A 25,804-nucleotide genomic window follows, 5' to 3' on the forward strand; every position below is an offset into this window, starting at 1 on the left:
TTAGATTAATTAAAAGTATTTAAAAATGATAAAAAAAGAACCGTTTTTGTTCAGTTTTTATCATTTTTTGGCAAATAATTATGCAAATTAAGTGGTTTTTCACCTATTCAGAAAATTTAAACAAAAAAAACGCCCACAAGTGAGCGTTTTATTATATGCATGCATAATAATTATGCTAAATTTTCTTCTTCTGCAGAATTATCAATTAATACTTGTCCTCTATAGTATAATTTTCCTTCGTGCCAGTGTGCTCTGTGGTATAAGTGTGGCTCACCAGTTGTTGGGCAAGTAGCTATTTGAGGTACAGAAGCTTTGTAATGTGTTCTTCTTTTATCTCTTCTTGTTTTAGATATTTTACGTTTTGGATGTGCCATTTTAAATGTTATTTATCCGTTAATAGTTTTTTTAAATTATTCCAACGAGGGTCTATCTCCTCCGATGCTTTATCTTCATTCACCTCTTTAGGGCTCAATTCTTCTAATTTTGAAAGTATCTCAGATTTTAATGTGCCATCTTCTATACCTGGATGTACTCGTTTAGCTGGTACCGCTAAAACAATGAGTTCATAAATATACTGAGCAACATTAATTTCGTACTCTCCATGTGGTATAATTAAGATGTCTTCATTGTCATCATTATATTCCGCACCAAACTTCACAACAAGTTTAAATTCATCTTCGATCTCTTGATTGTAAGGTTCGTTTGTAAGGTCACAATTAACATTTACAAAACCAGATGCATCAAAATATAACTCTAATAATGTTGATTTTTTAATGAGTTTTAAGTCAATATTTACATCAACCTCATTAAACTCATCATACTCAAAATTTTTAAAGAACGTACTATCTATATTATAATCAAACTGGTGCTCTCCTTCTTTTAACCCAACAAATTGAATTGTAAAATCTTTTAATGCCTTCATTACCACACCCATTTTGAGCCTGCAAATATATAAATTTTTCCTTATTTAAAGGCTAGATATCAACAAATTTTGTTAATATCTATTTTGAGGCTTTTTTGAGAGGGTTTTTTGAATAAAAATTATACTCGGTTCTGTTCTTAAAAATGCTTATTGCAGTGTAAATTGCTTGCACAAAAGAATTCTCATCTGCTTTCCCTTTTCCTGCAATTTCATAAGCTGTTCCATGATCTGGAGATGTTCTAACTTTATTGAGACCTGCTGTATAATTTACACCACCTCCAAACGCAATAGTTTTAAATGGTATTAACCCTTGGTCGTGGTAAGAGGCAATTACAGCATCAAAACTTTTGTAGTTATTAGACCCAAAAAAACTATCTGCAGAATATGGACCATATACTAGGGTTCCCTCCTCTCTTATCTTTTCTAGTGTTGGTCTTAAAACGATATCGTCTTCTTTGCCTATAACACCATTATCACCTGCGTGAGGGTTAATAGCCAATACAGCAATTCTGGGTTTACTAATACCAAAATCTTGCTTTAGCGATTTTGTAACCGTTGCTATTTTCTCTCTAATTAAATCCTCTGTAATATGATTAGCTGCATCTTTAAGTGGCACATGGTCTGTAAGTAAGCCTACACGCAAATCACCTGCAACCATAAACATTAAGCTTTTTCCGTTAAGCGCTTTTGCAAGATAATCAGTGTGCCCAGGAAAATTGAACTTTTCTGATTGGATGTTGTGTTTGTTAATTGGAGCCGTTACCAAAACGTCTATTGCCCCTTTTTTTAACGCACTTGTAGCTGCTTCAAGTGACTTTATTGAATATTCACCTATCTTTTTGTCTTCTTTTCCAAATTCAATTTTAACAGGTTCTTTCCAAACATTAACCACATTTACCTTACCATGAACTACTTTTTCTAGACTATCTATACTGAAAAAATTTATCTTGCTCTTGAAGTGGTTTTTAAAGAACTGCATGGTCTTTCCTGATGCAAAAATTACCGGAGTACTTAGTTCTAGAGATCTGTTATCTTCATAAGCTTTTATAATAATTTCTGGCCCAATACCATTGAGGTCTCCAACCGAAATACCTACAATCACTTTTTCGTCTTTCTTCATACTACAATTATCCTATTTTTTTATTAAAACGTACAATGGTGTTAATTTGTGTACTTAACTTTGCAAATGCAAATTTAACTAAATAAAGCGGATACTATGTTTACAGGTATAATAGAAGATTTAGGAATTATTAAAAATCTTGAAGTTGAAGGAGAAAATCTTCACATTACAGTGCAAACTTCTATAACTTCAGAACTTAAAATAGACCAGAGTGTAGCTCATAATGGAGTATGCTTAACTGTAGTTTCTATTGATGCAGCAAATTATATAGTCACCGCTATTAAGGAGACTTTAGACAAAACTAATTTGGGAACTTTAAAACTTGGCGATTTTGTAAATATAGAACGCGCCATGAAACTTGGAGATCGTTTAGATGGTCATATCGTACAGGGCCACGTTGATCAAACCGCAAAATGTGTATCTATTGTTGAAGAGAAAGGGAGCTGGGTTTTTACCTTTAAGTATGATAAATCTCTGAATAATATTACTATAGAAAAAGGCTCAATTACAGTAAATGGAGTGAGTCTAACGGTTGTTAACTCTAAAACAGATGAGTTTTCTGTAGCTATAATTCCATACACTTACAAACATACTACCTTTAATAAACTAAAAGTAAGTGATACCGTAAATCTAGAGTTTGATGTAATAGGTAAATACGTAAAACGCCTTAATGACTTAAGAAATTAAGTTGTTTTCTTAGTTATTTTATAGGCTTTGTAAATTCCAAAACTTAAAGCGAGAATAAACAATAACAATATTCCACCATCAATTGGGAGACCTGGTGGTGGTGGTGGCATAGGTGGCGGTGGCGTAGCTCCTTGTGCTACTGAGGCATAACCCATGGATAAAAATAAGATTAGGACAATTACCTTTCTATTGTTCATATTATCAATTAAGGGTTCGTAAATGTAATAAAAAAACCTATCTAACAAAATAAAATCAATCAAAAAACGTCTTTAAACGGTAAATATTTTCGACGAAATACCTAAATTGTGCTAAAATTAGGGAAGATACGCACAAATTTTATCTATATTTAACGTAAATATAATACTAATTATTATTCTCAGAAAGGCTAAACCAAGCAAAATTCTACAAATAGAGTTAAAACAAAAAAGCCCTTCTAGATTAGAAGGGCTTTTTGTGGTCCCACCTGGGCTCGAACCAGGGACTTTCTGATTATGAGTCAGATACTCTAACCAACTGAGTTATAGGACCCATTAGCATGTTGCTAACAATACTCTTTTAAAAAGAGTTTGCAATATTACTATATATTTTAAAACTCTACAAGAAAATTATTCCCTAATGTCTTGACATAACTCTATTAGTACGCCATTTGTTGCTTTTGGATGTAAAAAAGCTATTAATTTATTGTCTGCTCCCTTTTTTGGTTTTTCGTGAATCATCTTAAAACCCTCATCTGTTAATCTGGCTATTTCACTTTCAATATCATCAACTGCAAAAGCAATATGATGAATGCCTTCGCCTTTCTTTTCTATAAATTTTGCTATTGGACTATTCTTATTTGTAGCTTGTAATAATTCTATCTTGTTTGGTCCACACTCAAAAAAAGATGTTTTTACACTTTCACTTTCTACATCTTCAATCTTATAATGCTCTTTTCCAAACAATGACGCAAAAAGATGATTTGAAGCATCTATATCTTTTACCGCAATGCCAATATGTTCAATTTTTTTCATTCTATTAATTTAAAATTTTGTCAAAGAAATGAATTCCTTTGTGTACAAACTATGATTTTTGTTATATAAAAATACCATAATCTTTAAATATGCTCTACTTTTGTACTATGGAAAGTAATAGACAAAAGAAAATAGCTGGTATTTTACAACAAGATTTAGCAGAAGTGTTGCAACGTGCAGCTTCTTCTGGTGGATTAAAAGGTGTTATTATTTCTGTATCTAAAGTTAATGTTACAGTAGACCTATCCATTGCTAAAGTTTATCTTAGTATTTTTCCTAATAAAGAGGCTAAAGAACTTTTAGAAGGTATACGCTCTAACACACCTCTTATTAGACACGAGCTGTCTCAGCGAACGCGTCATCAACTAAGACGTATGCCTCAATTAGAATTCTTTATTGATGACTCTTTAGAATATATTGATGGTATAGAACGTTCTCTTAAAGGTAAAGACAATCCGCTTGAAAACAACGATTTATTAGACAAGCGCAAAAAATCCTAAGTGAATTTCTCGCTATACATAGCTAAACGTTATCTGCTTTCTAAAAGTAGTAATAACGCTATAAATATTATGACACTTATTGCTTCTGCAGGTGTTATTATTGCTTCCGCTGCTCTATTTATAGTGTTGTCGGTTTTTGCTGGATTAAAAAACTATAGCCTTCAATTTTCGTCATTTGTTGATCCTGATTTAAAAATACTTCCTGCTGAAGGAAAATCTTTTGAGTTTACTGATGTTGATAAAAACAAATTAAACAACATAAAAGGTATAGCTTCTTTTTCTGAAGTGATAGAAGAGCGGATTATTATTAAATCTGAAAACAAAAATCTTCTTGCAACCCTTAAAGGTGTTGACTCTAATTTTCTAAATGTAACTCATATAGACTCTATGGTTACCAAAGGATATTGGTTTACACCAAACAGTAATGAGGTTGTTTCTGGATGGGGAATATCTCATAATCTTTCCTTCGGAATTTTAGACTTTAGAAAAGCTTTATCTATATATGTACCAAAACCAGGAAAAGGACAAATAAGCTCTATAAAAAGTGCTTACAATGCTGTATATGTTAACAATGTTGGCTTGTTTGATATAAATGAAGAACTTAACGATAAGTATGTGTTTTCTGATATAAACCTGGCGAAACAACTACTAAATTACAACGACAAAAAAATTAGCGCAATAGAACTAAGAATTAGCGCTGATGCAGATGAAGATAATGTTAGAAAGGCAATCAACACTTCTTTTAATGGTAGATTTACCATTAAAAATAGAGAGCAACTTAATGAAGCTTTGTTCAAAATGTTGAACACTGAAAACTTAGCGATTTATCTCATTTTTACCTTAGTAATTATTATAGCGCTTTTTAATGTTGTTGGTGCTATTATAATGATGATTTTAGATAAAAAAACATCTCTAAACACGCTTTTTAATTTAGGCACAGAACCAAAATCAATAAAATCTATTTTCTTTTGGCAAGGTAGTCTTATGACTGTAATAAGTGGTATTATAGGTGTTGTTATAGGCTTAATTGCTGTCTTTGTGCAGCAAAGCTTTGGATTGATAATGCTAACACCAGATTTAGCCTATCCTGTAGGTTTAAATATCTTTAATGTATTTATTGTATTGGCTACAATTTTTGCTTTAGGAATAGTAGCATCTCGTATTGCTTCGCAAAGAATAACAAAAAAACTAATACAGTCTTAGATAAACTGATAATCTGAAAATTTCTCTAATACTTCATCAAAAGTATCGAAAACATCTTTAGAGTCGTCGCTTGTTACCATTTTCATACGATACTCCTTAAAGTTTGGAATACCTTTAAAATAGTTAGTATAATGTCTTCGGGTTTCAAAAACACCTAGCTTTTCACCTTTCCAATCTATAGACATTTGTAGATGACGACGTGCGGCTTCTACACGTTCTTGCATAGATATTGGTGCTAAATGCTCACCTGTTTTAAAATAATGCTTTACTTGCTTAAAAAACCAAGGGTTACCAATAGTTGCTCTACCAATCATAGCTCCATCTAGGCCATACTCATCTCGCATTTCTACAGCACGTTCTGGAGTATTAACATCCCCATTTCCAAATACAGGAATATGCATTCTTGGATTGTTTTTAACCTCAGCTATAGGTTTCCAATCGGCATTACCTTTATACATTTGCGCTCTTGTGCGACCATGAATTGCAATTGCTTTACAACCTACATCTTGAAGTCGTTCTGCCACTTCAACAATTTTTATTGAGTCGTGGTCCCATCCTAATCTGGTTTTTACAGTAACAGGCAAATTGGTGCGTTTTACCATTTCGGCAGTAAGTTGCTCCATAAGACAAATGTCTTTAAGGATTCCTGCTCCCGCTCCTTTAGAAACTACCTTTTTTACAGGACAGCCAAAATTAATATCAATAATATCTGGATTAGATTTTTCTACAATATCTATGGTTTGCAACATGCTTTCCATATTGGCACCAAAAATCTGAATACCAACAGGACGCTCTTTTTCATAGATATCTAGCTTCATAACGCTCTTAGCAGCATTACGGATAAGGCCTTCGCTAGATACAAACTCTGTGTACACCACGTCTGCTCCTTGTTCTTTGCACAATGCTCTAAATGGAGGATCACTCACATCTTCCATTGGTGCTAACAACAACGGAAACTCACCTAACTCTATGTCACCTATTTTTACCAAATCTAAAATTTTGGAGCAAAATTACATCTTTTTCACACACATAGTGTGTTTATAAAAAAGCCTTTACAAGTTAATCTGTACTGAAAGTTTCTAAAAATTCACTTTAGTATCAATGGTTTGTTCGCCACGTTTCACAGTTATAGCTGCCTCATCACCTTTTTCAAAAACTGATAGTGCGCGCATATAACTCATCATATCTGTTACGGTACTATCGCCTAATTTTACAACAATATCACCCTTTTGTAAACCTGCATTATATGCTGGTGTTTCTTCTCTTGTACCATCAATACGCATTCCCTTGCCATCAAATAAGTAATCTGGTACAACACCTAATCCAACTTTAAATCGCGGTGTTTCTTCGCTTTCGTTTTTAGTTTTTCTGAAAACCAGTTCTCCATTGTCATCTAAATCAGAAATAATTTCAAAAATATAATCCGAAATTAGATTCATTCCTTCATAATTCAACTTCTCTGAGTCATCGCCTGGTTTATGATAATCTTCGTGCTGACCTGTAAAGAAATGTAATACCGGAACATCTATAAGATAAAAAGATGTGTGATCGCTAGGTCCAACTCCACTTTCATTTTCAACCAGCTTAAATTTGTCATTATTTGATTTTATAGTTTGCTTAAACATTGGAGATGTTCCTAAACCATATACTGCTAAAGTGCTGTCTGCTTTTAAGCGTCCGACCATATCCATATTTATCATATAATTTATAGACTTGGCATCGATAGTTGGATTTTTAGAAAAATAGTTTGAGCCTAATAAGCCCATTTCCTCACCTGAAAAGGACATAAACAGATAGTTGTTTTTATCTTTTATTTCAGCATTATCGTTCTTTACCTTTAGACGTTCAGCTAAATTTAGCATTATGGCAACACCACTTGCATTATCGTCTGCTCCATTGTGTACCGCTTTTTCTTCACCTCTATAAAGTGAACCCTCTCCTCCATAACCTAAATGATCGTAGTGAGCACCAATTACAATGGTTTTTTCTGCATTATTATTAATAAAACCTATAACGTTGTTTCCTGTGATTGTGCTATCTGCATTAGTTGTAAACTCAACCTCCTTATGTGGATCTGTTTTTGGCTTAAAAGAAAAAGGTTGTAAATAACCCTCTGTCCCTTTTGCCTCTAGACCTATTTCTTTAAAACGCTTAACAATATATTCTGATGCTTTCTTCTCGCCTTCTGTTCCGGTTTGTCTCCCTTCTAATTTATCATCTGCTAAAAAATAAACATCTTCTTTTATCTTATTTTCTGCAACCTTAGGTTCTTTCTTACAAGCGAATACACTTGCTAAAAGAAACAAAAACATTATTTTTCTCATCGTTTAATACTATTTTTGCAAAATTAAATATTAATGCTCATATATTATAATTATTACCCATGAACAGACTTGTTGTTACCCTTCTTATTTGCATTTCTTTTGTATCATGTAAAAACGATAAAAAATCTTCTGATACTGATGGCTATTCTGGTGCAACTAAAATGAATGAATCGCTGATTTATCCTGAAGAAACTAACTTTAAAACTTTAAGACAAGTTACCTATGGAGGTGACAATGCTGAAGCTTACTGGAGTTTTGATGATAAACAACTGGTTTTTCAATCTAACAGCGCAAAATGGGGAGTTAATTGTGATCAAATGTTTTTAATGAATGCAGACGAAACGCTTTCAGACAGTATTGCTCCACCAATGGTAAGCACAGGAAAAGGCAGAACCACTTGCTCTTATTTTTTACCAGACAATAAGCACATTATCTATGCTTCTACACACTTGGGTGGTGATGAATGTCCTGAAGTTCCTGTTAAAGAAAACGGTAAATATATCTGGCCAATCTATGATACGTATGACATTTTTGTTTCTGATTTAGAGGGTAATATTGTTAAACAATTAACCTTTGAAGATGGTTATGATGCAGAGCCAACAGTGTCTCCTAAAGGTGATAAAATCGTATTTACATCTACCAGAAGTGGAGATTTAGAATTGTACACTATGAATCTTGATGGGTCTGATGTAAAACAAATTACCAACGAGCTTGGTTATGATGGTGGTGCATTCTTTTCTCCAGATGGAAGCAAACTTATTTTTAGAGCCTCTCGCCCAAAAACAGAAAAAGAACAAAAAGAATATAAAGATCTATTAGCCAGAGGTTTGGTAGAACCTAGTGATATGGAACTCTTTATCTGTGATGCCGATGGTAGCAATATGAGACAGCTAACAGAATTAGGTAAAGCAAATTGGAGTCCGTTTTTTCATCCAAGTGGAGAAAAAATATTGTTTTCTTCTAATTTTGAAAGTGAAATAGGTTTTCCTTTTAACCTATACATGATTGATATAGATGGTAAAAACCTAAAACGCGTTACACACGGCAATACCTTTGAGGCTTTCCCTGTGTTTTCTAATGATGGTAAATATTTAGTATTCTCTTCTAACCGAAATAATGGTGGTACAAGAGATACTAATTTATTTATTGCTGAGTGGCAGGATTAGTTTAGGTCTTTTAATCTCTCGCGTTCTTCTTCTGAGGTTGAACGCTCATTGGTGTTAAGCTTTGTGTTTCCAAATTTATAACTGAACCCAAGTCTTATAAATCTATTATCTATATCATCTAGTCTTATGCTAGATTGATTTAAATAATCAATAGTTGTTTTATAGTCTTGCATATTGAATGGGTCATCAATACCTAAAGATAAAACGGCTTTGTTATTTAGCAACGATTTAGAAACACCAATTGTTGAAACTAACCTGTCTTCTGCTACTTGCAATCCTTGAAGATTTCTCCCAAACCACCAGAAAGTAGCGTTAATTTTTAGACTGTTGTCTTTAAGAAGTGAAAATCCTGGAGACACAATAAATAGTTGAGACCATTGATTTAATTCAACAAAATCCTCTCCAAAATTTACTTCTTCATTAATATTATATGTAGAAGATGCAGCATAAATATAAAATCTATTTGATGGATAATAATTAAACTCTAAATCAAAACCATAATCCACACGCTTATCTAGATTTGTTGGTGTAAAAGCAATGAGATTGGTTTCGTTATTTTGTCTGGGTAATTCTTGTATTTCTCCATCATAATTTGTGTAATACGCTGATAACGTGAAATTTTTCAAAAAATCTAAGCTAATCTTATAGTTATCTATATATGTTGGTAGTAAATTAGGGTTTCCTAAAACAACAGTATTTTCATTTAGGAAAAAGGTAAATGGATTTAAATCTGTATAACTTGCTCTTGTAATGCTTCTTTTATAATTAGCAGATAGACTAACATCATCGGAAATATTATGAGTTAAACTAGCATTAGGAAACCAGTTAAGATAGTCTTGGGTATTGGTCTCGTTCAGAGATATTGACTTACCTTCAATATTGGTTTGCTCAGTTCTTAATCCTACATTTATATTCCACTTATCCCATGATTTGCTGTAATTGGCGTAGACTGCAAAAACATTTTCATCGTAGTTAAAGGCATCTGTATTATTAGTGTTTATTACTTCTTCTCCATTTATAATATCTAGACGTGTAATATCGCTCTCTGTGCTAACGTTAGAAAATTTTAAACCAGCACTAAAACTAGATGCGTTTTTAAGAGGTAGCGTGTAATCTAATTTTCCGGTTAAAATTTTAGTGTCTTGATTAGCAAGGGTATTAAACTGTGAATCATTTGTATCTACAGGTTCATCTTGAAATACATTTTGGTCGCGCTCGTAATCATAAATGGTGTAATGTGCATTAAAAGCTATACTCGATTCATTTTTAAAATCGCGCTTGTAAATTATATCTGTACCAATATTAAATTTATTATCTCTAGACAGGTTGTCTGCTCTAAAACCTGATAGATAATTATTATTAGCATCAAAAATATCGGTAATATTATTTATTCTATATTTAAAATAAGGTGTGTATAGTCCTGTACTTGTTAGGCTTAAAGTATTATACTCATCAATAAAATAATCTAAATTAAGATTAAGATTATGACTTTCTGACCACGTATTTCTATTTACATTAGATTTCCATATCTCATCTATACCTCCTGAGTCATTTAAATAATTTATTGTGTTGTCTTGATCTCTGTTAATTTTTTTATTGGTGTAACTATAATTTAGATTAAAATTAATATCGTCATTTTTAAAATAGTGGCTTGTACCTGCATTATACCTTGGAAAAACACCCTGTGTGTAATTAGTGACAACATTACCTCTGTAGCCTGTTACTAAGTTCTTACTCATTACAATATTTATAACCGAACCACTATCTGCATCATAACTCGCTGGTGGATTGGTTATAACTTCTATAGATTTAATACTGTTTGCAGGTGCGCTTTCTAACAATTGCATTAACTCATCAGAAGTTAATTGAACCCTTCTATTATTGATATAGATAGCCGCAGGTGCACTTTTTATATTTATACCGCCCTCGCTAACAATAACTCCTGGTGTACTTTTAAGAACACCGAGCGTAGACCCTTCTACAAGTGCTGTGTTTTCAACATTAAAAACTAAACGATCAGGCTTTCTAGTAATTGTAGGTTTCTTGGCAATAATTGTAACCTCATCCAAGCTTTCAGGTATTTCGTTGAGAATTATACTCTTTAAATCTAAGTTTCCTGTTAGAATAACTTTCTGCTCAAACTCTTGTAAACCAATGTAACTTATTTTAAGGTAGTAAGTGCCTTGTTTTAGGTTAACTAAATTAAAGTAACCATTATCATCTGTTGATGTACCAATTAAAAAAGTCTTTTCCTCCCCTTCTAAGAGAATAATATTGGCTAATTCTATAGGGTTGTTGTTAGCATCAATCACCTTACCTAAAATAGAAAGTTCTTGAGCAAAAGCATTTAATGAAAGCACAAAGAGCATTGTGCAAAAAAGAGAACGTAGGTAAATAATCATTAGTTAGGTTTGTAACTGCAATATAAACATTGTTTTTTATTTTATATTATGGTTTTTGCGCAGTTTATAGTTGTTTAATTGTTATTTTTTGTTGCCACAAAGCATAAGAAATCAATTATATTTGCACACTTAATGTCGCCTTAGAATAAGAGAAATGAAGAATATTCGCAATTTTTGCATCATTGCACATATAGACCACGGAAAGAGTACACTAGCTGATCGCTTATTAGATTTTACAGGTTCTGTAACCGATAGAGAAAAACAAGATCAGTTATTGGATAACATGGATTTGGAGCGCGAGCGTGGTATTACCATAAAGTCTCATGCTATTCAAATGGAATACACCTACAAAGGAGAGCAATACATTCTTAATCTTATTGACACTCCTGGCCACGTAGATTTTTCTTATGAGGTTTCTCGTTCTATTGCTGCATGCGAAGGTGCGCTTCTTATTGTAGATGCTGCACAAAGTATACAAGCGCAAACTATTTCAAACTTATATTTAGCCTTAGAGAACGACTTAGAAATAATTCCTGTTCTAAATAAAATAGATTTACCTAGTGCAAATCCTGAAGAAGTAACCGATGATATTGTAGAATTACTAGGTTGCGACCCTTCTGAAGTTATTCCGGCCAGTGGAAAAACAGGTCTTGGTGTAGAAGATATTTTATCTGCAATTATAGAACGCATTCCGGCTCCAAAGGGCAATCCAGACGAGCCTTTACAAGCACTTATTTTTGATTCGGTTTATAACCCTTTTAGAGGTGTAGAAACCTATTTTAGAGTTATAAATGGCTCTATTAAAAAAGGGCAAAACATAAAATTTATAAATACTGGGAAAACATATTTTGCTGATGAAGTAGGGACTTTAAAACTTACTCAGGTTAAAAAGCAAGAGATTAAAGCAGGTGATGTTGGCTATTTGATAACAGGAATTAAAGATGCTCGCGAAGTAAAAGTGGGTGATACCATTACCGATGCAAAGGAACCAACCAAAAATGCTATTTCTGGATTTGAGGATGTAAAACCAATGGTATTTGCAGGTATTTACCCTGTTGATACAGAAGATTACGAAGAATTACGTGCCTCTATGGAAAAACTTCAGCTTAATGATGCTTCCTTAGTATTTGCACCAGAAAGTTCTGCGGCTTTAGGTTTTGGATTTCGTTGCGGATTCCTTGGCATGCTTCACTTAGAGATTATCCAAGAGCGTCTAGAACGTGAGTTTGATATGACCGTAATTACTACAGTACCAAACGTAAGTTACCATGCTTTTACCAATAAAAATCCTGATGATATTGTTATTGTAAACAATCCATCAGATTTACCAGAACCTTCAACTTTAAACCGTGTTGAAGAACCTTTTATAAAAGCAACTATTATAACCAAGGCCGATTTTGTTGGTCCTGTAATGAGTCTTTGTATAGAAAAGCGTGGACAGATAACTAATCAAACATATTTAACGACTGAACGTGTTGAGTTGAGTTTTGATATGCCTTTAGCTGAAATTGTATTCGATTTTTATGACCGTTTAAAAACCGTATCTAAAGGTTATGCGTCTTTTGATTATTCGCCAATTGGTATGCGTGCTTCTAAGTTGGTGCGAGTAGATATCTTATTAAATGCTCAAACTGTTGATGCGCTCTCTGCTTTAGTACATGCCGACAATGCCTATACTATTGGTAAAAAGATGACTGAAAAACTAAAAGAGCTTATACCAAGACAACAGTTTGATATTCCTGTGCAAGCTGCTATTGGAGCAAAAATTATTGCTCGTGAAACCATTAAGGCACTTCGTAAAGACGTAACGGCCAAGTGTTATGGTGGTGATATTTCGCGTAAGCGTAAACTTCTTGAAAAGCAGAAAAAAGGTAAAAAACGTATGCGACAAGTCGGTAACGTAGAGATCCCTCAACAAGCTTTTATGGCCGTTTTAAAGCTAAACGATTAATTTGTAATTTCTTTACCAAGATATACTAATTGGCTTTTTGCATCTATTTCCTTTTCTAGGTCTTCGTCTAATGAAGGAATTATATGTATTTCACCCTTACTGGTTTTAAGGAATAGAGGTATTTGATCTTTATCCGACTTTATTCGTTCTAAAATATCATGGTAAGAGTCTAAATCCTTAACGGCTTTCTCATGAATTTCTGGATATTCTTCCGTTACTTCCATTAGATTATTAAAGTCGTCCGATAATGTAAATACACCATCTTCTGAAGAAATAGAACTATTCTCTAGTTCTGTTTTAGAGGCTAATCTAAACGATCCGTTTTCACCAAATTGTGCTCCAAATTTTTCCACAGCATAACGGTTAATGTCTGCGTTTCCGGTTAATGCTAACAGATATCCAATATCATTAAACTCGACGTTATCTTTCAATGTCTCAGAGTAAATATTCTCTGTATGCGCCTCAATACCCATTTTTTCGGCTTCACTAACATTGTTTTGATTACTATCTACCAAAACCACATGTCTTCCATTATCTATTAAATATTGGGCTACAAGACGAGATACTCTAGATGCTCCTATAATTAAAATACCTTCGGATTTAGATAAGAAAACCCCTGAAATTCTTGCAAATAAACGTGCTGTAGTTGCATTAAGTAATACTGTACCCAGCACAATCATAAACACTAAAGGAGTAATATATTCTGCTCCTTCAACGCCTCCTGCTCTGAGCTTACTACCAAAAAGTGAAGCTATACCTGCAGCAACAATACCTCGTGGTCCTACCCAACTAATAAACATTTTTTCGTTAGTTCTAAGTGTTGATCCTTGTGCACTGATAAAAACTGCAATTGGCCTTATAACAAAGGCTACAGCCAAGAACAATGCTAAAGTTTCCCATCTGTATAATAGCATTAAATCTTGGTAATTTATATTTGCTGCTAAAAGAATAAAAAGTATTGAAATCAATAGCACGCTCAATGATTCTTTAAAGTAAAGTAGCTCTTTTATATTGTCTAACTTGCTATTTCCTATAACCATTCCCATTACTACAACAGCCAATAATCCCGACTCGTGAGCAAAAATCTCAGACTCAATAAATACCAAGAGAACTACAGATAAGGATACAACATTGAGAAGATAATGTGGAATGAATTTTTTATTAATCGCAAACACTAATGCATGCGCAAACGTAAACCCAAATGTTGTTCCAAATAGAATAATTTTACCAAACTCTATTAAAGCTGTTTTTGTAAAACCAACTTCTCCTTCTACCGAAATAAATTCAAAAACCAATACTGCAATTAAAGCTCCTATTGGGTCAATGAGTATTCCTTCCCATTTTAAAACAGTAGACACATCTCGTTTTAAAGGAATATTTCTAAGAATTGGTGTTATAACCGTTGGACCCGTAACAATAATTAATCCAGAAAACAAGAAACATAAATCCCAGCTAAGACCAAATAAATAATGTGCCAAAACCGCAGCACCAAAAAATGTCACTGCAGCACCAACTGTAATTAGCTTCGTAATAACAGGTCCAACGTTTCGTATTTCGCTTCGTTTTAAAGTTAAACCTCCTTCAAAAAGAATGATACTAATGGCTAAAGACACAAAATAGAATAAGCCTTCGCCAGGAAACAACCCTTTCTTATGTTCTTCATTCCAAATCGGTTCTATCCACTTTGTACCATCAGCGTTTATAAATTCGGCAGCAATTGGTCCTACTAATAGTCCTATGAGTATTAATGGTAAAATAGCTGGAATCTTAAATTTCCAAGCAAACCATTGTGCTAAAATTCCCAGTATAATTATACCTGCTAATTCAACCATAACCTTGTTTTTAAAATCATCTCGAAAATAGCCTTTTTTTTATAACCGTAAAAATCCTAATAATTTCAAAAGGTTATTATGTTTTACAAGCTAATTTGGTAAATTGCGTAATTATGAAATTATATCCTATAAACGCTGGTAACTTTAAGCTCGATGGTGGTGCTATGTTTGGTGTGGTACCAAAATCGTTGTGGCAACGTACTAATCCTGCAGATAACAACAACATGATAGACATTGCGGCACGTTGTTTGTTGATTGAAGATGGAGATCGATTGATATTAATTGATACAGGAATGGGAAACAAACAAAGCGATAAATTTTATGGCTACTACTATCTTTGGGGAGATGATACTATAGATAAGTCGCTTGCCGAATATGGTTTTCATAGAGATGATATTACTGATGTATTTATGACACATCTGCATTTTGATCATTGTGGTGGAAGCATTCAATGGAATAAAGACCGAACAGTCTTAGAACCTGCTTTTAAAAATGCAAATTTTTGGAGTAATGCAGATCATTGGAAATGGGCAACCGAACCTAACAGAAGAGAAAAAGCATCCTTTTTAAAAGAAAATATTCTTCCAATGGAAGAATGTGGACAATTAAAGTTTACAGCACTACCTGAAGATAAGATTTTAAAAAACTCCGAATTAGGATTTGATATTTTCTTTGCAGATGGCCATACAGATAAGCAAATGATTCCTATGATTAACTATAAAGGAAAAACCATTTGTTTTATGGCAGATTTATTGCCAACTGCAGGTCATTTACCTCTGCCATTTGTAATGGGTTACGATACTAGGCCATTACTGACCTTAGATGAAAAAGAGCTGTTTTTAAATATGGCAGCAGATGAAAATTATTATCTCTTCTTAGAGCACGATGCTCATAATGAAATTATAACCGTAAAACACACCGAAAAAGGTGTAAGACTTAACGAAAATTATACTTGTAAAGAAATATTTAATTAAAACTAAACATCAACAAATGAAATTTAACATTAGACCATTAGCGTACCTATTTGTTTCTTCAGCACTATTTATGGGTTGTGGTGGTACAGCAGATATTATTTCTACTCCGATAGAAAATATTGATACTTCTCCACTAAAAGTTACAGAATTAACTGAAGCCGAAAAGAAAAACTGGGGACATTTAGATTTAGAAAAAGATACTATTCCTGGTATGGCAGTAGATAGAGCTTACGAGGAAATTATTAAAGGAAAGAAAGGTAAAAAGGTTATTGTAGCCGTTATCGATTCTGGAATAGACATCGATCATGAAGATTTAGATGATGTTATCTGGACCAATGAGGACGAAATACCTAACAACGGAAAAGATGATGATAAAAACGGTTACATCGATGATATTCACGGTTGGAATTTCTTAGGAGATGCTTACGACGAACAATTAGAATACGTACGTATGATTGCTGCAAAAGACACTTCTAACCCAAGATATGACGAAGCCGTAGCTTTACAAGCTTCTGAATATGAAAAATGGTTGGGCCGTAAAACACAATATGAGCAAATTTATCAGCAAGTTATTTCTGCAGACGAAACTTTAGTTAAAGCTACAGGCAAAAAAGACTACACTAACGAAGATGTTAACGCTATAACGTCTGAAGATGCTGATGTACAACAAGCTAAAGGTATTGCCCAATACATGTACAGCAACGGTATAGAATCTATGGCAGATGCCAAAAAAGAAATTAAAGAGGCTTTAGAGTCTATTAATGAGCGTTTAAACTATAATTTAAACATCAACTTTTCTGGAAGAACCACCAAAGACGACATCAATGATTTATCTGATGTTGGTTATGGAAATGGTAACGTAAAGCATGTGAAAAAATCAGAATCTCATGGTACACACGTGGCTGGTATTATTGCCGCAGAACGTAACAATGGTTTAGGTGCTAACGGAGTTGCTAATAATGTTGAGATTATGGCATTACGTGTAGTACCAAACGGAGATGAATACGATAAAGATGTTGCTTTATCTATTCGTTACGCAGTTGATAATGGAGCAAAAGTTATTAACGGTAGTTTTGGTAAGTCATTTTCTCCGCATAGCAAATGGGTAAGAGACGCTATTAAGTATGCTGCAGATAACGACGTTGTTTTTGTACATGCAGCAGGAAATGACAGCAATAATATCGATGAAGAACCTAACTTTCCTGATGATAATGTGGACTTCGTTGAAGTATCTGATAATTACATTAGAGTTGGTTCATTGACTCAAAACTATGGTTCTAAAATGGTATCTGGTTTTTCTAACTACGGAAAGAAAAACGTAGACGTATTTGCACCTGGTTCTTCAATTTACTCAACAACTCCAGAAAACGAATATGACTTTAAAGGTGGTACATCTATGGCAGCACCTGGTGTTGCTGGTATTGCAGCGTTAATTCGTTCTCAATATCCAAATTTAACAGCAGCCCAGGTAAAACAAGTAATCTTAGATTCTGGTTTACCATTAACAACTAAAGTTGTTGTTGGAGGAGATGCTTCAAACGTAAAGCCATTTGCTGATTTATCTAAATCTGGAAAAATTGCCAATGCATTCAATGCATTAATTATGGCTTCTAAAATAAAATAAACCCTTTTTGGGAATTCTATAAGGTAACTATTCCGTCATATTTGGAATAGTTACCTTTTAATTTTAAATCATTTTGATATGAAAAAATTGCTTTTTAACCTAACGCTTTTTGCCTTAGCTTTTTCATGTGGTGCAACTGAAGATCCTATTAAAAACACTTCTAAAACTAGTGAAAACACCTCTTCTTATGGATACTGGCAACAGCACGTTAATTATACAATGGAAATTGATATGGATGTCAATTCCTATCAGTATAAAGGAATGCAAAAACTAGTATACACTAATAACTCACCAGATATTCTTAATCGTGTATACTACCACTTGTATTTTAATGCATTTCAACCTGGTAGTGAAATGGATGTACGTTCTCGAACTATAGGAGATCCTAGCCCTAAAATTGGTGATCGCATTAGCAAGCTTCAACCAGATGAAATTGGGTATATAAAAGTAAATTCTTTAAAACAAAATGGAAAAGTAATCGCTCACGAAACTGTAGGAACCGTACTTGAAGTAAAGTTAGACCAACCTATTCAACCAGGTGAAAGTGTAACGTTTGATATGGATTTTGATGCTCAGGTTCCGGTTCAAATTCGTCGTTCTGGTAGAAATAACAAAGAAGGTGTAGCGCTATCCATGGCGCAATGGTATCCTAAATTAGCAGAATATGACGATGAAGGTTGGCATGCAGATCCTTACATTGCCAGGGAGTTTCATGGTGTTTGGGGAGATTTTGATGTAAAACTTACTATTGATAAAGATTATGTTGTTGGTGGTACAGGTTATATTCAAAGTGAAACCAAGGCTAAAAAAGGTAAAAAAACAATTCATTTTAAAGCTCCTAATGTTCATGATTTTACTTGGGCAGCAGATCCAGATTTTATTCATGATACATTACAAATGCCAAATGGGCCAACCTTACATTTCTACTACAAAAAGGATCTTGAACCAAAATATTTAGAAAATTGGAAAAAGCTTCAGCCAGATACTGCTAAGCTTATGACCTATTTTAGTGAAAATATAGGTCAATATCCTTACGAGCAATATTCTGTAATACAAGGTGGTGATGGAGGTATGGAATATGCTATGTGTACACTAATTACAGGACAACGCAGCTACGGAAGTCTATTAGGAGTAACAGCTCATGAAATGGCTCATACATGGTTTCAGTTTTTATTAGCAACTAATGAAGCGAAGCACGAGTGGATGGATGAAGGTTTTACCACTTACATTTCTACTTTAGCAGAAAATGAGTTTGGTGACTCTAAAAGCGACAATCCACTATCTTATGTCTATAGAGGTTATATTGCCTTAGCTAATTCTGGTTATGAGCAACCATTAACAACACATGCAGATCGTTACAAATATAATCAAGTATATGGTGCCGCTGCTTATAATAAAGGTGGTGTATTTATTGCACAATTAGGATACGTCATTGGACAAGAAAATTTAAACAAAACCATTAAAAAGTACTTCGAAGACTTTTCGTTTAAGCATCCTAAACCAATGGATTTTATCCGTACAGCAGAACGTGTAACTGATCTTGAATTGGATTGGTACCTTATCGATTTTGCACAAACCACAAACACCATTGACTACGGTGTAAAATCTGTTGAAGGCAATACAATTACCTTAGAACGTATTGGTTTAATGGCTATGCCAATAGATCTTTCGGTGACATATACGGATGGAACTACCGAAGAATTTTACATTCCGCTACAAATGATGCGTGGGGAAAAACCAACCTCAGCAACGGTTATAAAAGATTGGGCTTGGGCTATGCCAACGTATTCATTTAATACTGAGAAAACTGTTAAATCTGTAGAAATTGATGCTTCAAAATTAATGGCAGATGTAAAACGCGAAAACAATACATTTACTGTAGAGTAATTTTGGTATTACTGAAAATTTTAAAACCGTAGTTATTTAGCTACGGTTTTTTTATACCATTTTTCGTTCTTATACATGGCTTTTTTAGCTACACGCTCTCTGTTGTAAAGCAACAAGTAATTTTTATCTATTTGCTTGTTTCTGTAGCCAAACAAGTGAAATATAGATTTCGCTAAAAATCGTGTGACTTTTAGATTAGCTTTTAAAATTCCTTTAGATTTATCATACCAACTAATACCAGGTAAAAAGGTTAATACTTGATCTGCTTTTGAGTTTCTTAAAAGTTCTGATAATCTTAAAAAAAATTGTGGAATGACTTTAATAATGAAGAAACCATCATTTCCTGATTTTTGATACAATGGCATAAAGAGTTTTGCCGAATAATTTGAGTAAATATCTTGACCGTCAGAACTAGCTAAAAGTGTTCCTTTTTTGATAGATTGAAAGCTTTCAAAACCTTGATACATCTTAAAATTTTCCTCTGGCTCAATATGGTATTTATAAACAACTTCAAAAATAGAATCTATTGATTTTGAAGCGCTTTTTAATTCATTTTTATACACATTTATCTTATCACTTTCAGGATTAAGTAAGTTGTTGGTATGATTCAAAACCAAATAAACAAACGCCTCAGAGCTCTTTACAGCTTGTGGGTCTGTATGTTGTCCAGATTCAAAACCGAGAGACACATAGCCAAGCGTATTTAAATAACTTAAAAGTGGTCCCTCTAAATATTCTTCGATACCAAGTACTACAGGTATATTAAAACAGGATGAAAATTTACGATTGATTAGAGCGTCATTAATGGTTATAAACGGCAAGGTTTTGCTAGATGTGGTGTGCAGGTCAATAAAATAAATTGGATTATCTGTAGACGCTAAAACACCTTTTATAAACTTGAATAAATCTATTTGCTCTTGCAGCTCGTTTTTAGGATTCTTTTCTACTTCTAGGCGCTCAAGTTGTTTAGCTGTCCATAATCTGTTTAGGTCTAAGTCTATGAATCGCTTGTTGGCTTTAAGCGCTCTTATATTTCCATAAATACCAAATATTTCTCCTCTGATGAAATTTTTATTCAGATTTGGAATAACGGCATTTAGTGCGCTAACTCCAGCAAATTCATTACCGTGAATACCAGCAAAAAATACAACTGTTGCTCCTGGCTGTTTTCCTTTTATATGATGAAAAATGCGGTTTGAAGCTTCCAATGTTTTGATATGTTCTTGTAGGTTAACGCTCATCTTTCAAAAATCACTAGATGTTATAATGCCTAGGAGTTCCTTTTTTCTAACTACAGGTAAACAATTAATTTTGTGTTTTTGCATTAGGTCTTTTGCTTTATTTAATGGCGCTTCTTGAGTTATGGTAATTAAATCTGTCGTCATTACATCCTTAACCCTTAGGTCTAAATCTTTATCGCCAAGTTTTATTAAATCCGTCCAGGTTAATAATCCTGTGAGTTCTTTCTTTTTGTTTATTACTGGTATATGATGAATATTTTTCCATTGCATTATACTGCTTACCAACTCTAAACTATCGTTTTGGTCTACAAGTAGCATCTTTGTGTTCATATTGTGTTTTACGATTCGGCTGGTATCAATTTTTAAATTATCGTCAGGATTAAAAATAGCCCATTGATCAACTGTTTTCTCGTCAAACTGATGCTTATACATATATGCTGTAATATTCTGAAGGGCTTCAAAATTGGTTTTCGTTTTTTGAAGATTTCTATAATTATCTACCATCCATTGTGCACCTGTATGTGATTTTGCTCGAGCTTCAATTACAGATAAATATTTTGAAATATCGTTGGAAGAAATATTTGCTTTCTCTAAGCCTTTTATGGCCATTGGTAAAAGCTCGTTTAAAATAAGGTCATGGGAAGAAATGAGTTTGTTATTCCACTTAAATTGTGTTTCCATGCCATTGCGAGCTGCTTTAAAGAAGTTGTTTTTTACATCTTTAAAATCCATCTTTTCGTGAATTTTATTATACGCTTCTGAATGACCTAGCATTAAGCCAACCCAAAACACCATATTGGCAATCTCGTCGGTTAGTGTTGGTCCTGCAGGAATATAGCGACACTCTATCCTAAGATGTGGTTTTCCACCACCTACTCCATAACAAACACGGTTCCATTTATAAACGGTTCCGTTGTGCAGCTGTAGCGCTCTAAGCTTTGGTATGTCTCCTTGTTCTAATTTTTCTAAACTATCATCGTGCTCATCTGAGGTTAGCAAACTTCTAAACCGCGAAATATGATCTCTAAAAATATCTGTTACAGTGCCTCTTTCCCAATCGGCACCAAAACTAACGCGCGACTCTTTCTCATGGTGTATAAATGAATTTCTCCTAGTATCAATACTTTGTGTAAACAAAGCGATACGTGTTTCTGCCCATAATTCTCTACCAAAAAGAATAGGCGAATTTGTACATATACTAAGTACTGGTCCTGCTATAGCTTGCGCCCAATTATACTTATCTACAAATTCATCTGGATTAATTTGTAGATGGGTTTGAAAGCTCGTATTGCAGGCTTCTAACATTACACAATCATGTATTAAATTAAGCTCATCAACACCTTTTATATGAATATTAAAATGTTCGCGTCTAGAGGATTTTAACGAATTATTTAATACGTGATATCTAGGTCTATCAGTCATGTAATTTTCACCGATATGTTTTAGTCTTAATGTTGGTAAAATTCCTGTCAATACAACTTTAGAGTTACTTGCTTTAGCTCCCTTTTTTGCTTTCGTGAGTAAATCTTCGAGCTGTTGTTGTAGAAGTGAAAAACAATTTTCTTTTAGCAGTAAAGGGTCTGAGTTAATTTCGAGATTGTATTTTCCTATTTCTGTAGTAAAGTGATCGTCGTTAATAGCTTCTAAAACTTCAATATTATTGTTGTTGGGAAAAAATTGGTTGTTTGTAATACAAAATTCTTGTTCTCCACCAATTCTAATAGGTTCTTTCTCAATCAAATCTTGTTTTAGCATTATATCTAAAGCTTCTAAATCTCTAATAAGATGCCGAATATATAATGCCTTATCTTTGGGCTTTTTAAGTTGTTTTACATCTAACTGTCCCATAATAATAAAGCTTCATTTGATTAGTATCTTGTAAGTTACTCTAAATAAAATGTTTAAAACATGATTTTTATCATGGCTTCAGGGTCCATTTCCTTTGGTAAAGAGAAAATACAATTCTATTTTTACGAGCTACTTATTTTAAAATATGCGATTTAAATACGGCAAAAAAGACAAGCTAAAAAGTAAAAAACTTATTGAACAATTGTTTAGTGAGGGAAAATCTGTAACAGTTTATCCTTTAAAACTAATTTATCTTAAAACTAAATTTGAAGATGATTGTATTTTAAAAACAGGAGTATCAGTAAGCAAGCGTCTACATAAAACAGCTGTAGCAAGAAATAAAATAAAACGATTACTCAGAGAAGCCTACAGACTTAATAAGCCTTTATATTTTAACAATAGTTCAACATCTTATACGTTTATGATATTGTATCTTAGTAAGGATGTAACAACTTTTGATGCAATTGATAGCAAGATGAAATTGTTATTTGAGAAGTTCTTAAATAAAACTAATAAAAATGAAGAAAATCCTACATAAAAGAATAATACTGCCAGTAATTGCAGTAGTTATATTTCTCACCACCTCCGCTTTTAGAAATGACTTTTTTGAAATTGCAAAACAGATTGAAATCTTTACTACCATGTTTAAAGAATTAAACATGAACTATGTAGATGAAACCAATCCTGGTGATTTAATGGATACTGCAATAAAAAGTATGCTAGATGATCTAGATCCTTACACCCAATTTTATAACGAACAAGATGTTGAAGCTTCTAGAATTAATAATGCTGGAGATTATACAGGTATTGGTGCCAAAGTTTTAACGCTAAAAGACAAATTAGTCATTGTAGAACCTTATAAAAATTATGCTGCAGATAAAGCAGGTTTAAAAGCTGGAGACGAAATTGTAAAAGTAGACAATGTCCTAGTTTCAGACTTTAAAGATGATGCCGCAAATTTACTCCAAGGTGCTGCAGGTACTGAAGTTAATATTACTTATAAACGACAAGGAAAAACCAATACTGTAAAAATTATTAGAGAATCTTTAGAGATTAAAGCGGTACCTCATTACGCAATGATAGATGATAAAACAGGTTACATTGTACTAAGAAAGTTTAATAATAAGGCATCTTCTGAAACCTTAGGAGCACTTAGAGCACTAAAAAATCAAGGAGCTAAACAACTTATTTTAGATTTAAGAGGAAATCCTGGTGGATTGTTAAGTGAAGCTGTTAATGTAACAAACATATTTGTACCAAAGAATCAGCTTGTTGTTACGACAAAATCTAAGGTAAAAAAATATAATAAAACTTACTACACAAAGCGCGATGCTATAGATACAGAAATTCCTTTAGTGGTTTTAATAGATGGTCGTAGTGCATCTGCAAGTGAAATAGTATCTGGTGCTTTACAAGATATGGATAGAGCAGTAGTTGTAGGTACACGAAGCTTTGGTAAAGGCTTAGTACAGCGTCCAAAACCATTAACCTATGGTACACAAATGAAAATTACAATATCGCGCTACTACACACCTTCTGGTCGTTGTATACAAGCCTTAGATTATTGGAATAGAGATGAAAACGGTAAAGCTACTCGTGTAAAAAAAGAAAACTATAACGAGTTTAAAACCAGAAACGGAAGACCAGTTTATGATGGTGGTGGAGTAGAACCAGATGTTGAAGTAGAATTTGCTAAACAAACACCAATAACAAAAGCTATCCTAAACGAAAACTTAGTTTTTAATTTTGCTACAGATTACTACTACAGTAATTCAGTTGAAAATTTAAAGGATTTTAAATTGTCTGATAGTGAATTTAAAGCATTTAAAAATTATCTAAAAACTACTGGTTTTAATTTTGAAACTAAAACAGAAAAAGCTATTAGTGATGCAATGGAAATCGCTAAAGAAGAGGAATTAGAGGGAGTTATAAATTCAGAATATCATAATTTATCAGCAGCATTACAAGCTTATAAATCCAATGCTATAGATGCTAATAAAACCCAATTAAAATCATTGTTAACGGACGAAATTATTAAACGCTACTTTTATAGCGAAGGCCTATATACATATTACACAGCAAATAATCCTGAAATTAAAAAAGCAATTAGCATACTTAATAATCCCGGTCAATATGCCAGTATTTTAAGATAATTTGTAACTACCTAGTTATTAATCAAATAAATGAATAATAAAAAATTGCATATATTTAATGTTGCATGAATTTTCAAAATATTGGAAAATTTTTTAATAAAATGAAGTCCCTACTCATTGTCATATACCTAATAAGTTTTCAGTTTGCTTTTGCTCAAAAAGAATTAAAGCATCAGGTCTATTTTTTAACTGATGAATATGAAATTCCTGAAACAGAAGAAAGTAGACTCCTTTTATTCCTTTCTGAAATAGAAAATATGGATATTAAAAAAATATCTATATATGGTTTTTGTGATGATAGAGGTAGTGATTCTTATAACTTAGTTTTATCTCAGCAACGTGCAGATGCTATAAAAGAAGTTTTTTCTAATAATGAGTTTGATGAGTCTGTAATTACCAATGTAGATGGTAAAGGTAAAATTTTACTTAATGTTATTAATGATAACGATCTCTATAAAATTCGCGGTCTTAATAGAAAAGTTGAAATCATAGTTCAACCCTACGATCCACCTAGAGAAAAGATAGTAGAGGCACCTAAAAAGGAAACTACAGAAGATTTATTACGTGGCGAACTAAAGGAAGGAGATAAAATTCAATTAGAAAATATTTTATTCCGTACAGGCTATAGCTATCTTACCAAAGAATCTAAAGCTAAATTAGATGAGATTGCAAAAATACTGGTAGAACGTACCGATATTTATTTTAATATAGAAGGACATGTATGTTGTACACACGGATCTAGAGACGCTATAGACAGAAAAACTAAAAAGCGTAATTTATCTTTAGCCAGAGCAAAAACAGTTTATGATTATCTAGCAGAGAAAGGAGTTAAACGCTACAGAATGAAGTTTGTAGGCCAAAGACGTAAATTTCCACTTGGAGGCGAACCAGAATTAGATAGACGTGTGGAAATTGTTGTAACACGAATTATCAAATCTAAAAATTAACGATATTCTTTTT

The 25,804-nt window shown here is 33.1% G+C and carries 22 protein-coding genes and 1 tRNA gene; 11 read left to right on the plus strand and 12 right to left on the minus strand.

Features of this window, described 5'->3' with window-relative positions; genetic code table 11:
* Nucleotides 1-170 precede the first annotated feature (170 nt).
* The 3 genes from rpmF to pdxA form a co-directional block, all read right to left on the minus strand.
* Nucleotides 171-374, minus strand: coding sequence for a 50S ribosomal protein L32 (gene rpmF, locus V1468_RS04080; protein ID WP_331808967.1), 204 nt, complete (start codon nt 372-374; stop codon nt 171-173).
* A gap of 8 nt (nt 375-382) precedes the next feature.
* On the minus strand, nt 383-922 hold the full coding sequence (locus tag V1468_RS04085; RefSeq protein ID WP_331808968.1) for a YceD family protein: 540 nt from the start codon (nt 920-922) through the stop codon (nt 383-385).
* A 79-nt stretch (nt 923-1,001) separates the two neighbouring features.
* Nucleotides 1,002-2,042 (minus strand): 4-hydroxythreonine-4-phosphate dehydrogenase PdxA, encoded by a 1,041-nt coding sequence (pdxA, locus tag V1468_RS04090; RefSeq protein WP_331808969.1) that lies wholly within the window; start codon nt 2,040-2,042, stop codon nt 1,002-1,004.
* Between the two features lie 96 nt (nt 2,043-2,138).
* On the opposite strand from pdxA, the gene V1468_RS04095 reads away from it, so the two are divergent.
* Nucleotides 2,139-2,729 carry a riboflavin synthase gene (locus V1468_RS04095; protein WP_331808970.1) on the plus strand — a complete coding sequence of 197 codons (591 nt, stop codon included), beginning with the start codon at nt 2,139-2,141 and terminating at the stop codon, nt 2,727-2,729.
* Here the strand turns inward: V1468_RS04095 and V1468_RS04100 are convergent.
* The 3 genes from V1468_RS04100 to mce all read right to left on the minus strand — a co-directional run bounded on the left by V1468_RS04100 (nt 2,726) and on the right by mce (nt 3,739).
* Nucleotides 2,726-2,926: a PID-CTERM protein-sorting domain-containing protein gene (locus V1468_RS04100; RefSeq protein WP_331808971.1), complete on the minus strand. Its 201-nt coding sequence runs from the start codon at nt 2,924-2,926 to the stop codon at nt 2,726-2,728. The genes V1468_RS04095 and V1468_RS04100 overlap by 4 nt on opposite strands.
* A gap of 257 nt (nt 2,927-3,183) precedes the next feature.
* A tRNA-Ile gene (locus V1468_RS04105) sits at nt 3,184-3,257 on the minus strand.
* Between the two features lie 77 nt (nt 3,258-3,334).
* Nucleotides 3,335-3,739 carry a methylmalonyl-CoA epimerase gene (mce, locus tag V1468_RS04110; protein WP_331808972.1) on the minus strand — a complete coding sequence of 135 codons (405 nt, stop codon included), beginning with the start codon at nt 3,737-3,739 and terminating at the stop codon, nt 3,335-3,337.
* 107 nt (nt 3,740-3,846) lie between these two features.
* Here mce and rbfA point away from each other — a divergent pair, with 107 nt between their 5' ends.
* Nucleotides 3,847-4,239: a 30S ribosome-binding factor RbfA gene (gene rbfA / locus V1468_RS04115; protein WP_331808973.1), complete on the plus strand. Its 393-nt coding sequence runs from the start codon at nt 3,847-3,849 to the stop codon at nt 4,237-4,239.
* Nucleotides 4,240-5,442, plus strand: coding sequence for an ABC transporter permease (locus V1468_RS04120; RefSeq protein WP_331808974.1), 1,203 nt, complete (start codon nt 4,240-4,242; stop codon nt 5,440-5,442).
* On the opposite strand, the gene dusB is transcribed toward V1468_RS04120, so the two are convergent.
* Both dusB and V1468_RS04130 read right to left on the minus strand, forming a co-directional pair.
* A complete protein-coding gene (gene dusB, locus V1468_RS04125; protein WP_331808975.1) occupies nt 5,439-6,431 on the minus strand; it encodes a tRNA dihydrouridine synthase DusB in 993 nt (330 codons plus the stop codon). The two genes, V1468_RS04120 and dusB, sit on opposite strands and share 4 nt — an antisense overlap.
* 90 nt (nt 6,432-6,521) lie before the next feature.
* Nucleotides 6,522-7,766 (minus strand): M28 family peptidase, encoded by a 1,245-nt coding sequence (locus V1468_RS04130; protein WP_331808976.1) that lies wholly within the window; start codon nt 7,764-7,766, stop codon nt 6,522-6,524.
* A gap of 59 nt (nt 7,767-7,825) precedes the next feature.
* Here V1468_RS04130 and V1468_RS04135 point away from each other — a divergent pair, with 59 nt between their 5' ends.
* Nucleotides 7,826-8,932: a TolB family protein gene (locus V1468_RS04135; protein WP_331808977.1), complete on the plus strand. Its 1,107-nt coding sequence runs from the start codon at nt 7,826-7,828 to the stop codon at nt 8,930-8,932.
* On the opposite strand, the gene V1468_RS04140 is transcribed toward V1468_RS04135, so the two are convergent.
* A complete protein-coding gene (locus V1468_RS04140) occupies nt 8,929-11,334 on the minus strand; it encodes an outer membrane beta-barrel family protein (protein ID WP_331808978.1) in 2,406 nt (801 codons plus the stop codon). The two genes, V1468_RS04135 and V1468_RS04140, sit on opposite strands and share 4 nt — an antisense overlap.
* Nucleotides 11,335-11,488: 154 nt before the next feature.
* Between V1468_RS04140 and lepA the strand changes: the two genes are divergently transcribed.
* Nucleotides 11,489-13,285, plus strand: a complete 1,797-nt coding sequence (gene lepA / locus V1468_RS04145; protein ID WP_331808979.1) for a translation elongation factor 4 — start codon at nt 11,489-11,491, stop codon at nt 13,283-13,285.
* Here lepA and V1468_RS04150 read toward each other — a convergent pair.
* Nucleotides 13,282-15,117, minus strand: coding sequence for a cation:proton antiporter (locus tag V1468_RS04150; protein ID WP_331808980.1), 1,836 nt, complete (start codon nt 15,115-15,117; stop codon nt 13,282-13,284). The genes lepA and V1468_RS04150 overlap by 4 nt on opposite strands.
* 113 nt (nt 15,118-15,230) lie before the next feature.
* Between V1468_RS04150 and V1468_RS04155 the strand changes: the two genes are divergently transcribed.
* The 3 genes from V1468_RS04155 to V1468_RS04165 all read left to right on the plus strand — a co-directional run bounded on the left by V1468_RS04155 (nt 15,231) and on the right by V1468_RS04165 (nt 19,602).
* A complete protein-coding gene (locus V1468_RS04155) occupies nt 15,231-16,091 on the plus strand; it encodes an MBL fold metallo-hydrolase (protein WP_331808981.1) in 861 nt (286 codons plus the stop codon).
* A gap of 16 nt (nt 16,092-16,107) precedes the next feature.
* Nucleotides 16,108-17,715, plus strand: coding sequence for a S8 family peptidase (locus V1468_RS04160; RefSeq protein WP_331808982.1), 1,608 nt, complete (start codon nt 16,108-16,110; stop codon nt 17,713-17,715).
* 78 nt (nt 17,716-17,793) lie between these two features.
* Nucleotides 17,794-19,602: a M1 family metallopeptidase gene (locus tag V1468_RS04165; RefSeq protein ID WP_331808983.1), complete on the plus strand. Its 1,809-nt coding sequence runs from the start codon at nt 17,794-17,796 to the stop codon at nt 19,600-19,602.
* 32 nt (nt 19,603-19,634) lie between these two features.
* Here V1468_RS04165 and V1468_RS04170 read toward each other — a convergent pair whose 3' ends face one another.
* Entirely contained in the window at nt 19,635-20,843 is a 1,209-nt protein-coding gene (locus V1468_RS04170) for a succinylglutamate desuccinylase/aspartoacylase family protein (RefSeq protein WP_331808984.1), read from the minus strand.
* Between the two features lie 3 nt (nt 20,844-20,846).
* Nucleotides 20,847-22,691 (minus strand): CBS domain-containing protein, encoded by a 1,845-nt coding sequence (locus tag V1468_RS04175; RefSeq protein ID WP_331808985.1) that lies wholly within the window; start codon nt 22,689-22,691, stop codon nt 20,847-20,849.
* A gap of 145 nt (nt 22,692-22,836) precedes the next feature.
* Between V1468_RS04175 and rnpA the strand changes: the two genes are divergently transcribed.
* The 3 genes from rnpA to V1468_RS04190 all read left to right on the plus strand — a co-directional run bounded on the left by rnpA (nt 22,837) and on the right by V1468_RS04190 (nt 25,791).
* Nucleotides 22,837-23,229 (plus strand): ribonuclease P protein component, encoded by a 393-nt coding sequence (gene rnpA, locus V1468_RS04180; RefSeq protein WP_331808986.1) that lies wholly within the window; start codon nt 22,837-22,839, stop codon nt 23,227-23,229.
* Nucleotides 23,210-24,844, plus strand: coding sequence for a S41 family peptidase (locus V1468_RS04185; RefSeq protein ID WP_331808987.1), 1,635 nt, complete (start codon nt 23,210-23,212; stop codon nt 24,842-24,844). The genes rnpA and V1468_RS04185 overlap by 20 nt, the downstream gene beginning before the upstream one ends.
* A gap of 101 nt (nt 24,845-24,945) precedes the next feature.
* Nucleotides 24,946-25,791: an OmpA family protein gene (locus V1468_RS04190; protein ID WP_331808988.1), complete on the plus strand. Its 846-nt coding sequence runs from the start codon at nt 24,946-24,948 to the stop codon at nt 25,789-25,791.
* Nucleotides 25,792-25,804 lie beyond the last annotated feature (13 nt).

The sequence above is a fragment of the Winogradskyella poriferorum genome (genome assembly GCF_036553625.1).
Taxonomy (GTDB): Bacteria; Bacteroidota; Bacteroidia; order Flavobacteriales; family Flavobacteriaceae; genus Winogradskyella; species Winogradskyella poriferorum.